The 12282-nt window shown below is 40.1% G+C and carries 12 protein-coding genes; 3 read left to right on the top strand and 9 right to left on the bottom strand.

The genetic code is table 11. The features are described from left to right. Positions 1-46 precede the first annotated feature (46 nt). Positions 47-1123 carry a CdaR family transcriptional regulator gene (locus CD33_RS12305; RefSeq protein ID WP_036201168.1) on the top strand — a complete coding sequence of 359 codons (1077 nt, stop codon included), beginning with the start codon at positions 47-49 and terminating at the stop codon, positions 1121-1123. 145 nt (positions 1124-1268) lie between these two features. Here the strand turns inward: CD33_RS12305 and CD33_RS12310 are convergent, their stop codons facing one another. From CD33_RS12310 to CD33_RS12335, 6 genes are all read right to left on the bottom strand, one after another. Next, positions 1269-2150 carry a DUF4097 family beta strand repeat-containing protein gene (locus CD33_RS12310; RefSeq protein WP_036201169.1) on the bottom strand — a complete coding sequence of 294 codons (882 nt, stop codon included), beginning with the start codon at positions 2148-2150 and terminating at the stop codon, positions 1269-1271. A 50-nt stretch (positions 2151-2200) separates the two neighbouring features. Next, positions 2201-2893: an ABC transporter permease gene (locus CD33_RS12315; RefSeq protein ID WP_052130201.1), complete on the bottom strand. Its 693-nt coding sequence runs from the start codon at positions 2891-2893 to the stop codon at positions 2201-2203. Then, entirely contained in the window at positions 2886-3809 is a 924-nt protein-coding gene (locus CD33_RS12320) for an ATP-binding cassette domain-containing protein (RefSeq protein WP_036201172.1), read from the bottom strand. The genes CD33_RS12315 and CD33_RS12320 overlap by 8 nt, the downstream gene beginning before the upstream one ends. A 115-nt stretch (positions 3810-3924) precedes the next feature. Then, positions 3925-4860 (bottom strand): sensor histidine kinase, encoded by a 936-nt coding sequence (locus tag CD33_RS12325; RefSeq protein WP_036201174.1) that lies wholly within the window; start codon positions 4858-4860, stop codon positions 3925-3927. Then, the gene (locus CD33_RS12330) at positions 4861-5568 is read right to left on the bottom strand and encodes a winged helix-turn-helix domain-containing protein (protein ID WP_036201176.1); all 708 of its coding nucleotides are present in this window, start codon (positions 5566-5568) and stop codon (positions 4861-4863) included. Positions 5569-5766: 198 nt separating this feature from the next. Continuing rightward, entirely contained in the window at positions 5767-6231 is a 465-nt protein-coding gene (locus tag CD33_RS12335) for a DUF421 domain-containing protein (protein ID WP_036201177.1), read from the bottom strand. A 170-nt stretch (positions 6232-6401) separates the two neighbouring features. Here CD33_RS12335 and CD33_RS12340 point away from each other — a divergent pair, with 170 nt between their 5' ends. Then, complete coding sequence (locus CD33_RS12340; RefSeq protein WP_036201178.1) at positions 6402-8393, top strand: catalase; 1992 nt, start codon at positions 6402-6404, stop codon at positions 8391-8393. 47 nt (positions 8394-8440) lie between these two features. Then, positions 8441-9364: an SDR family oxidoreductase gene (locus tag CD33_RS12345; protein ID WP_036201179.1), complete on the top strand. Its 924-nt coding sequence runs from the start codon at positions 8441-8443 to the stop codon at positions 9362-9364. 396 nt (positions 9365-9760) lie between these two features. On the opposite strand, the gene CD33_RS12350 is transcribed toward CD33_RS12345, so the two are convergent. From CD33_RS12350 to CD33_RS12360, 3 genes are all read right to left on the bottom strand, one after another. Further along, the gene (locus CD33_RS12350; protein ID WP_036201180.1) at positions 9761-10069 is read right to left on the bottom strand and encodes a hypothetical protein; all 309 of its coding nucleotides are present in this window, start codon (positions 10067-10069) and stop codon (positions 9761-9763) included. 286 nt (positions 10070-10355) lie between these two features. Continuing rightward, positions 10356-10556: a cold-shock protein gene (locus tag CD33_RS12355; protein ID WP_036201181.1), complete on the bottom strand. Its 201-nt coding sequence runs from the start codon at positions 10554-10556 to the stop codon at positions 10356-10358. Between the two features lie 220 nt (positions 10557-10776). Next, positions 10777-12069, bottom strand: coding sequence for a CitMHS family transporter (locus CD33_RS12360; protein ID WP_036201182.1), 1293 nt, complete (start codon positions 12067-12069; stop codon positions 10777-10779). Positions 12070-12282 lie beyond the last annotated feature (213 nt).

Below are 12282 nucleotides of genomic sequence, written 5' to 3' on the forward strand. Positions count from 1 at the left end.
ATATAACTGTATTAGTACAGTATCTTTTTTATACGGGGTGTATAAAATGTTATCTATTGGATTAGCAGAAGAAATAGTCGCCCAAACCATGTTGCGACTTCATCACAACATCAATGTCATTGGACCAAACGGTGTCATTTTGGCTTCGGGGGACAAAGAACGGATCGATTTAATCCACGAAGGGGCGATTGAAGTTGTCAAAACGGGAAGGCCCCTTGTAGTAGATGAAAAACTTTCCAACCAATTTCAAAATTGCAAACCCGGCATTAATATGCCGATTAAATTTCATGATGAAATTATCGGGGTAATCGGGATCACTGGTGCTCCCAATGAGTTGGATGAAATAGCCAATCTTGTGCAATTGACAACCGAGATGATGGTCCACCAAGTGCTGACCGAAAGTGAGAGCGAATGGCAGCGGAAAAATGGGGACTTCATCTTCAAAACATTGATTGAGGGTGAATCCAACCCAAACATTCTTACTGAACGCATACATAAACTCCCTTTTGCTCTAAAGGAGCCATTCCAAATTATTCTAATCAAGCAGGAAGGTAAATTTGCAACAAATACATTATCCATCAATTTGGAAAACATTTTATACAAACAACCCATTCTTTTTGGTCAAATGGAGCTGAATGAGTATTACATCTGCCTTACTGGGGACTCAGTAAGAAAAATGAAGGCCATCTTGGATCAACTTGCAAACTTGCGAAAAAAGTTTGAGATTTATATGGGGATAGGCCCTGCTGTCAACTCCTTAATCCAACTGTCTTACGCATATAGCAGCGCAAAAACAACCCTTGCCTTTGCTCTTGATGAAAGACGGGATACGTTTTTTGAAGAAATAGAAGTTTATACATTACTTAAGAACAAAAAAGACCCAGAAGTTCTAAAGTTTCTGTCAAAAACACTTCCCGGCATGAGTGAAAAAATGTTGAACACATTGGAAGCCTTCTTTGAAAGCGATCTGCAAATTAATGTATGTGCCGATCGCCTTCAGATCCATCGACATACCTTGACTTATCGATTAAATAAAATCCATCAATTCACGGGGTACCAGCCGCAAAATTTCAAGGATGCCTTTATATTAAAAATGGCAATCATGCTTATCAAGCAGCTTTAAAACGCTATTCGTCTGGAGCGCAAAAAAAATTATATGACAAAAGGAAGCACTAAAAGTAAAACCCCGTTCCAATTCAGAACGGGGAAATTTTATGATTATCCTTCAATCTACTAAACTTCTTTATACTAAAGTATAGGGAAGGATTTTAATTAGCTATGAAATCACCGGAAGTTGTTCGCACTTTTAGCAGATTGGCACCGTCTCCAGTTTCACCAACAGCTTTATTTTCAGCATTGTCTTCATATATAAACTTTTTCAGCTTTATAACTGCTTGACCAGAAGTCCCTTTAAAGTCAATCTTGAGAGACTCAGGAGGTCGTTCAAATGTTGACCTGATATCACCGCTTATTGTTTCGATGTTCATTGTATGAATCATTTCTTCAATCAGCATATTAATATTCCCGGATTCTATATCGATCCGCCCATTTTGGGATACTAAAGAATTTATAGCAACATTCCCGCTCGTGGAGTCAATGGAGAAGTCATTTGTTTCGCTGCCTTTCAGAGTGATATCCCCACTTACAGTTTCAATAGCGAGAGATTCGTTTGATTTCAACCCTCTAATACTTTGATTTCCTGAAGTGGATCTAAAGTCCAGCTCTTGTGCTGAAATATCTTTGGAGACAATATCTCCAGAAGTTGTTTGCACTATCAAATTCTTTAGAACTTTTTCGGGCAAGGTCACCTGTAACATGACGTCCTTTTCACTTCCGAACTTCCATTTTAACCGATTATCGTTACTTAAGTACGAAATCTTCAAACGACTACCTTCCTCAACCAGGTTTAGCGCATACTCGTCTTTCATCGATTTGGGGATATCCCCCTTTAATTCCACTTTTACTATGTTAGCTGCATTGGCAATAATTTCGATATCTGCTGAGGCAGTCAGCAATTGTAATTGTTCAATTTTGGCGATTTCAATCTCTTTTTCTTCTTTCAATGTTACTTTCTCAAAACCAGGCCTTAGAAACAAGAAAACAACTAAACCCAGAATGAAAATCAATAGTAAACTCATCAGTTTTTTCATTTCATTGTTTCCTCATTCCAATTGTATCAAGAATCTATTTGCTAACATGATTATCTTACATCTACTTTTTCAATGTTTCGGATGGATAGGTAACCTATAAACAAACCTAGCAAAGCTAGCGAAATCGGGACAGCAATTATTGAAAACACCGTGAAACTATCGGTTGTGTTACCGATCAGGCACACTAAAAAAATCGCTGTAACAATTGTAGCCGGCGCAGATTTTCGTGGCATCCCAAACAAAAGGGGAATAAGACTTATTCCTGCAGTAGCTAAAGAGTAAAAGAACGTGGATATGAGGTTGTTATAAATTTCATCCACTCCAATCTCGCCTGGTAAAATATCGAAGGCAGCTTCCGTTATGACAAATAACCCTCCGATCAACACGTTGGATAAGAAAACCGTAAAGAAAGTGAATGCCATCACGATCATCAACTTCGCAGCCAGGATTTTTTTGCGCTTTACCGGATAGGTAAACATAATATCGATGGTCTTGTTTTTATATTCATCTATCACCAATTTCACGATAAGAAACGAGGCATATATGATGAATGTCGCCCGGACAATCGAACCAAGGATAAGTATGACCATTTCAAAGTTTTCGAATGGAACGTTTTCCTCGCTGAGTTCCAGTCCATAGATCATGCCAAGAAATGCAATGAATCCTACATTTGAAATAAGGACCCCTTTCCAATGCTTCCACAATTTAAATTTCTTTATTTCTAGTTTGATGAGCTTATACACCAATTCCGCCCCCATTGATAATTTTTAAAAAGTAGTCCTCTAATGAATGGTCCTTTTGTTTGATTGCTTCTACCAAAACATCGTTTAAAACAAGTGCCTTTGATATTTCACCTAGAGGTATGGTCATGTCGTATATGCGGATGGTTGTATTTTCGAGTACTTTGAAATTAGAAATTTTCAATGTTTCATTGAGGATAAAGGCTGCTTTTTTGACATCACTTGTTCTTAATTCAATGTATTTCATGTTTTGTAGGCGGATGCTCTCCATCGCTACTTCCTCGATCAGTTTCCCATCCTTCATGATTCCAATGGTATCGGCGATTTGTTCGACTTCCGCGAGAATATGGCTGGATATTAACAATGTCATTCCATACTCCTTGCTCAGCATCTGAAAAATATTTCGAAGGAGTTCGATACCGACTGGATCCAGCCCGTTAATCGGTTCATCCAATATGAGAATTTCGGGTTTCGTTATAACTGCCCTGGCAATGCCGAGCCTCTGCTTCATTCCTAATGAAAAGTCTTTTACTGCTTTCCCTTCAAAATCTTTCAATTGGACTAAATCAAGCGCTTGATCAATGGCATCTTCATTGTAATAACCGATATATTCGCAATGCAGCTCTAGATTCTCCCTCGCTGTCAACAAATCGTAAAATACGGGATATTCGATAATACTTCCCATTCTTTTAAATAGTTCATAGGATTTCGATGTCAGCTTGTCGCCGAGGATTATTACTTCCCCGCTTGATGGCTTCACCAGATTAGTGATCATACGGAAAAGGGTTGTTTTTCCGGCACCATTGGGACCTAAAACGCCATAAATTTTCCCTTTTTTTACGTGCATGTTCACATTCGACACCACATCTTTTCCTTCATATGTCTTTGTGAGATTTCTTAATTGAATGATATCACTCACCTGATTCCCCCCCTTCTGCTCTATGGTCTTTATTGTATCAATCAAAAATATCGATTTACTTACTCGTTCCTTACAAAAATCTTAAGTTCATTCTCGAAGATTCCCCTTTTTGCTTTTAAAAGTTAAATCGTTTTAATGCAACCGTGAATACGGTTTTCTTGAATGGTTCGCTATCCAAGGAAATGCTTCCACCCAATTGCTCCACTAATCTCTTCGTGATGGTCAATCCCAGTCCACTCCCTTGATAGAGCTTGTTTCTTGAGTCTTCCAGCGTATACATCCGCTCAAAAACACGGTCTCTGTTGATTTCACTTATCCCTTTTCCTTTGTCCATAACTTCTATGTAGGCATGATCATTGTTCGTTTTCACCTTTAACCCGATCATTTTTCCGTCTGCGCCATATTTAATCGCATTCGTAATGAGGTTATTTAGAATGCGTTCGATTGAAATTTGATTGCCCCAAACAAAAATGGGTGTTTCCGGTATCTCGATAGCGACCTCAAAGTCTTTTCTTGTTAAAATCTCGTAATAATCCAGTATGATTTTTCGGCAAATTTCACTAATATCAACTTTCACTATCTCTGCATGATTATCTCCTGATTCCAGCCGAGCAAGCTCAAAGAAACGTTTCATTAAATCCAGCACTTCAACTGTTTTTAAATGTACTGTCTGCAAGGATGCCTTTACCTTATGAGGATCTAAATCATCATCGTTCATCATGTTTTCTGCATAACCAAGTATCACTGTGAGGGGTGTTTTTAAATCATGCGAAATATTCGACAGCATCTTTCTCATGGAGCGTTCCAGTACACGATAATCTACGGTTGCTTTTTGGGATTCCTCCAAAAGTAGATTGATTTGGATCAACAGGGCTTTTATCTGCTTATCATTCGTATAGAGGAGCAATTTTTCGTCCGATGAATTTACTACAATACTCCGAAGTTTTTTTTCGATATATTGGATTTCCTTCCTATGCGCCAATCGTTTAAGGAACATTGCGATATTCAGGCTGAAAGAAACGAGTAGTAGAATGACAACTAGCGTCAGCATCTATACTTCCCCCAATTTGTAGCCGATTCCCCATACGGTTTTAATATATTTCGGAGCAGAAGGATTGTCTTCAATCTTTTCCCGCAGTCTTCTAATATGCACATTGATGACATTTTCATCACCGTAATATTCCTCTTGCCAAACTCGTTGATATAAATGAGATTTTGTATAGACATGGTTAGGTTTCGCCATAAATAGTTTGAGAATATTAAACTCCTTCGCAGTGAGATTGAGCTCCTTGTCGGCTTTGCGAACCGAGTAACTATTAAGATCGATTACCAAATCACCAACTTTAATAATCTCTTCTCGATCAGCTGCTCCGGAATACTTTGCACTTGTATAGTGTATCTGCCTTCTGAGGATCGCTTGAACCCTTGCCTTTAGCTCAATCAGTGAAAACGGCTTTGAGAGATAATCATCCGCACCAAACCCTAATCCCAAAGCTTTATCCACATCTTCGCCCTTTGCGGACATAATGAGAATCGGTACCATGCTTTTTGCCCTGATCACCTTCAAGCATTCCATACCAGCCATTTTTGGCAACATTAAGTCGAGCAGGATTAAATCGATTCTTTGCGAATCGAATAACTGTAATGCCTCTTCGCCATCATAAGCTACTATCACTTCGTATCCTTCCTTGGCCAAACTTTCGTGAACCATGTCACTTATCGCCAAATCATCTTCCACAATCATAATTCGATGTTTCAATTAATTTCCTCCATTATTTCAATTTGAATTGAATATCCTATAAATCTAGCTATCCATTAAATCATTGGTTTTCTTTATTAACGGTGGCAGACTATCAAACCCGCTTTCTAGATTTTAACATAATATTCCATACAGTAATTAACACAAAAAAAAGACCGCCAAAAAGGCAGCCCATTTTATTCTTCGTATGTAGAATTGTTAATTTCGCTTGGATTCTTTCGGTTTCACCGATATATCCCCGTTAAATTCCAAATAGCATTGTTCTATTTCTTCAATTATAAAAAAGCCTTTCAATCGTAAAAGTGCCATTATTTCATCTTCTGATATTCGTTCCTTTTTCAAAGCCTTCTCAATGATTTCACCGTCTTCAATCAGAAGAAGGGGTTCCCCGATGATGAATTTTTCCGCCTTTTTATTCCTAACGGTTATCCAATCAAATAGATAAATCATCACCACTAATACAACGAAAAGAACGATGGTAAACCATAAAGGGTAGTCTTGGGAAATGGTCACATCCCATCCGACACTTGTAAGGAGTACCATGAACGCAAAATCAATCGGCGTCGATTGATTCAATTCTTTATTCCCCATTAAACGAATAACAATGAACATCAACACTAACATTAGCGGAAATTCTACCAAAATCTGACCCATTTTTTCCATATGATTCTCCTTTTATGAAGAGAGAGCTTTCTCCCTCAGTTTCTATTTATATTCCTCCTAAATTGCTTGTTAAACAGGTTGGGCTTTTTATTACTTAAGAATTAGTTTATTTCTTAACTACAAAGGAATAGAGGTATTGTATAGATTTCATTCGGTAGGAGGAATTTTTCATGAATAAAAAACAACAGCAATTGGACCACTTTAAATCCGATGACAGCAATCGGCCCCTAACGACCAACCAAGGTCTGAAGGTGTCCGAAGATGAACATTCATTAAAAATCGGCTCCCGTGGCCCCACGATTATGGAGGATTTTCACTTTCGCGAGAAGATGACGCATTTCGACCACGAACGTATACCTGAGCGTGTCGTCCATGCTAGAGGGACAGCAGCCCACGGCGTTTTCGAATGCTATGAAGATGCCAGTGATATTACAAAGGCAAACTTCCTTTCAGAAAAAGGCAAACAAACCCCTGTCTTTGTGCGCTTCTCCACTGTTGCGGGATCCCGTGGATCGGCAGACACGGTAAGGGATGTGCGCGGTTTTGCCACAAAGTTTTATACAGAGGAAGGTAATTATGATTTGGTCGCAAATAACATGCCCGTCTTCTTTGTGCAGGATGCGATTAAATTCCCGGATTTCGTTCATGCCGTAAAACCGGAACCACATAACGAAATCCCGCAAGCTCAAAGCGCCCATGATACATTCTGGGACTTTATTGCAAACAATCAAGAAAGTGCCCATATGGTGATGTGGCATTTGTCCGACCGGGCAATTCCGAGAAGCTATCGGACAATGGAAGGCTTTGGCGTCAACACTTATCGTTTTGTAAATGCCGCTGGACAAGCCCATTTTGTTAAATTCCACTGGAAACCAAAGCTAGGCGTCCAGTCTTTGGTTTGGGATGAAGCTCAAAAAATTGCTGGGAAGGACCCCGATTTCCATCGCCGCGATTTATATGACAATATCGAGCAAGGAAATTTCCCCGAATATGAACTTGGTGTGCAACTAATTGCGCAAGAAGATGAATTTAATTTTGACTTCGATATTCTCGACCCTACAAAAATATGGCCAGAGGAAGAAGTACCTGTCCGCATTTTAGGAAAAATGACGTTAAATCAAAACGTCGATAATTTCTTTGCCGAGACTGAACAAGTCGCCTTCCATGTTGGCCATGTTGTGCCCGGCATCGACTTTTCCAACGATCCACTGCTTCAAGGCCGCTTATTCTCTTATACAGATACACAGTTGATACGCCTGGGAGGGCCTAACTTCCATGAGCTGCCGATCAACCGTCCAGTGTGCCCATTCCACAACAACCAGCGTGATGGCTATGGACGCCAAACGATCAATGTCGGCCCGGTTAGTTATCATAAAAACTCGATCCAGCAAAATACACCCGGACCTGTTTCCCCAAGTGATGGCGGCTATGAACACTATCAAGAGAAAGTGGATGGCGTAAAGGTCCGTGCGAGAAGTCAATCCTTTATGGATCATTTCACTCAAGCGCGAATGTTTTGGCTGAGTATGACCGATATTGAAAAGGAACATATTGTGAAAGCCGCAAGCTTTGAGGTCGGAAAAGTGGCGCGTCGTAATATACGACAGCAAGTGGTGGAGATGTTTGCAAACATCGACGTTGAATTGGCTGCACAGCTCGCTCTGAATGTAGGGGTTGAACCACCTAAAACGATACAAGCAGTTGAAACAAATAAAATTTCTCCTGCCGTAAGCTTATTCGCAAATCCTGTATTCACCACCGAATCCAAAAAAGTGGCCATCATTGTTGATGAAACAACTGAAAACGTAAGCAAAATCGTGGAAACATTAAAGAATCAAAAAATTGCTGTAGAGCTCATCAGTGATAGACAGCAAATAATCCAGCACTTCGAAGTTGATCATACGATGGATACAGCCTCCCCGGTCCTATATGACGGAATCATTGTTGCCGCTAAATTTGGTGATCCCAAATCCAGCAGTAAATTAAATCATTACATTCAGGAGACATACAATCATTACAAACCACTTGCCTTCCTGGTGGCACCTGATTTAATTGGCACAAATGTGAATAAAGGGGATGAAGGCGTTGTCCAGACTGTAGAGTCCTTTATCGAAGCATTGCGCATCGGCCGCCATTGGAATCGTCCAAACGCTATTGGCTAAACAACTATGGAAGAAATCATTCAGTACATTAGGAGGTTAATTTTAACATGACACAAGAGCCAAACAATCAAGAAGGCTACCCCGAAAATCCGAATTACAAAAAGGTCACACAAACTCAAGAAGTCACATTGACCGTTCCCGAACAGACACAACAAAGTCAGCCAGGCATAGAAGGACTGATGGAACCAAGACCCATTATTGAAAATCCAGCATATCAAGGCAGCGGCAAACTACAAGGAAAAGTTGCGCTGATTACTGGTGGTGATAGCGGGATTGGAGCTGCGACAGCGATTGCCTTTGCAAAAGAAGGTGCAAATGTAGCCATTTCGTATTTCGGTGCTCAAGAAGAAGAGGATGCAGAAAGAACAAAAGCTAGAATCGAAGAACTTGGTCAACAATGTTTACTGTTGCCTGGTGATTTGAGAGAAAAGCAACAGTGTCTGGATATTGTCACGAAAACAGTGGAGACATTCGGCCAACTCGATATTCTGGTCAACCATGTGGGTGTTCAATTCGAGCAAAATGATTTCCTCGATATTTCGGACGAACAGTTCGATGAAACGTTCAAAATCAATGTCTATTCACACTTCTATACTACACGCGAAGCACTGAAGTATTTAAAATCCGGCAGTTCCATCGTGAATACCGCATCGGTTGTGGCCTTCGACGGCAATGATAAATTAATGGATTATACGATGACAAAAGCAGCAAATGTCGGCATGACACGTGCTCTTGCAAAAAATCTTGTGAGCAAAGGAATTCGAGTCAATGCTGTCGCTCCTGGCAGAGTATGGACACCGCTGATCCCGGCAAGCTTCTCTGCAGAGGAAGTTCCTCAGGCAGGAAATCCGATGAACCGCCAAGGTCAACCGTTTGAGTTGGCACCGGCCTACGTCTATTTGGCTTCGGACGATTCCCGTTACGTTACAGGGCAGACCATTCATGTAAACGGTGGTCAAATCTTTGCATAGCAATAAAAAAGATCAACTCTTCTTTTAGAGTTGATCTTTAGACTGTTGACAAACGGTTTCATCCTGCGTTGGTTGTTTCGTTCGTCCCCTCATGAACGTAATGTGTAATATTCTTTCCGGATTTTCACTCAACTGCCCGCCTTGTCTGCCAAGCGTCTTCAAGACAGACACGGTAATCTTGCATTGAAGGGAATAGCCTAAAAAACGTGAAGACAAAGTCGAATATCGACTTTGTCTTCACTCTGGAATCAATTATTCTTTTGCGGTTGATATTTTGTGGATGATCGGCAAAAAAAAAGCAGGAAAACCTATTCCTGCTTTTTTCTATACCAATGGTAATCGACTTTATCTACCGTTTACGAATAATGTTCGGAAAGTTCAAATTCCTAACTTCTATTATTCATTAGTCTCGCCATCATCAGTGTCGGTAGTTGGACCCTCCACTGTCGTGTTGTCGCTAGCTCCACCTTGGCCACCAGTACTGTCAATAGTCGTGTCATCAATATCCGTTTCTGTGTTGGGCTCAGTATTTGTTTCAGTATTTGCTCCATCTTCATCGATGATGTTCACATCCGCCTCATCATCTGTAACTGCCGGTTCCTCTTCATTTACATCTACATCCACGTCTTCTTCATCTTCTGCACATCCTGTCAGCATCAATAATAGCGCTGAGACAGGAACGATTGATTTCATGAACTTTTTCATATTATTCCTCCTACAAATTAGTAGTATTTTCTTTCATAGTTACTTCTTACCCCTGTTCAGTCGGTCTTTAAACATTTTTCTTATAACAAAGGGAATTAGATGGATAGTTAGATAGATAAGTTAGCTTTTATAATAAAAGACCAGAAATATTTGCTTTTTTCCTAATCTACGTATGTAAAATTCAATACAAAAAAATACCTGTAGATTCAAACACTAAGTGTCCGATCTACAGGTACCCTGTTAAAAAGGTTTTTCATCTTTGCTAAGGCAAAAACGATTGAAAGAATTAAAGTTTTACGATGTTTGCAGCTTGTGGTCCGCGTTGACCGTTTTCTACTTCAAATTCAACTTTTTGACCTTCTTCTAATGATTTGAATCCTTCTCCTTGAATTGCTGAGAAGTGAGCGAATACGTCAGATCCACCTTCTACTTCGATGAAACCGAAACCTTTTTCTGCGTTAAACCATTTTACTGTACCTTGTGTCATTTAAATGACCTCCATTTAATTAAATTATAAGCTTCCGAAAAAAAATCCACCTATTACCAAAAGTACCGAACAAACACGATTACTTTTGGTAATAGGTGAATTGATCTTATCCTAACTAGGACCTTATTACATTTACTATAACCTAAACTTTATTGAATGTCAACGATAAAGATAAACCCGTTAAAAGAGCAACTTATTAAGGTTGCTCTTCATGATAATTTTACAAAGGGATAATTCCCAATAATACACATACAACGATCATCACGAGTGTGGATCCGAATGACCATTTCAAGAAGATACGCTGGAATTTCCCGAAATCTTCTCCCACCATACCGACCAAAAGGTACGTAGATGGAACTAATGGACTCAGTAGATGCACAGGCAATCCTAAAAGGGAAGCTCTTCCTATCAGAGCTGGGTCAATGCCGTACACCGCCCCTGCCTTGGCAAGCAATGGCAGTACCCCATAGTAAAAGGCATCATTCGACATAAAGAAAGTAAACGGAGCACTGAGAATAGCCGTTATCACAGCAAAGTGGGAACCCATTGCATCAGGAATAAAATGAATGACGGAATCCGCCATGGCATCTACCATTGCAGTACCTGAAAGAATCCCTGTAAAAATCCCTGCTGCAAAAACCATCGATACGACAGATAGAGCATTATCGGCATAGTTGGCCACACGTTCTTTTTGATCTTTGATTTTTGGATAGTTTACCGTTATCGCTATTGCAAACCCAAGCATGAATAATGCTACCGGTGGGAACAGCTCCGTAATTAGTGCCACTAAAAGCGCAATCGTTAAAGCGTAGTTGAAAATAATCAATTTCGGACGTTTAAGGGCAGCATCATCCGCAGTAGCGGCCATTTGGGCCATCGCTTGAAAATCGACTTCAATTATGCCGATTCGCTTTCTTTCTTGTTTCCCCAGCACGAACGCCATAAATAGAACAAAGAGTGCCCCGCCGACCATTGCTGGTATGACTGGTGTGAATACTTCGGACATCTCGAGATTTAAAGCTGACATTACGCGTGCTGTAGGACCGCCCCAAGGCAGAAGGTTCATTACTCCCGAAGCCGAGACTGCAATCCCCGCCAGGACTATCGGTTTCATACCAATCCTTTTATAGAGTGGCAGCATTGCCGAAATGGTGATCATATATGTTGTCGTGCCATCCCCATCCAAGGAAATTAAAAGCGCCAAGATCGCTGTTCCAATCGCAATTTTCACAGGATCTCCTTTTACAACTTTCAAAATTGTTTTAATGATTGGATCAAATACCCCGGCATCAATTAAAGTACCGAAGTATAGAATAGCAAACAAAATCATTATGCCTGTCGGGGCCACACTTTTGATTCCTTCAAGCATCATCGGTCCAATTTCGCTTCCAAATCCGCCCAGGACAGCAAACACTATCGGTATAATGATTAAAGCGATCATCGCCGATAATCTTCCCGACATAATCAATACCATGAATGTAAGTATCATTAAAAATCCCAATATAGCAAGCATCTGTACTTCATCCCCCTAAAACATCTATTTTTGAAACTTTCTTGTTTCCCCATAAATCTATATTAAGATAAAAAAATGACGTTGTAAGCGATTGCAAAATATTGTGTTTTAAAAACATTTTGAAAGTTTTGTTCATTGTGTTCACGAAACGGGTACTTGAAGGAGAACCACTAGGGAAACAAAAAAAAGTGGGCACCCCATTTACCGGGTGCC

The organism is Ureibacillus sinduriensis BLB-1 = JCM 15800 (assembly GCF_000772955.1).
GTDB classification, from domain to species: domain Bacteria; phylum Bacillota; class Bacilli; order Bacillales_A; family Planococcaceae; genus Ureibacillus; species Ureibacillus sinduriensis.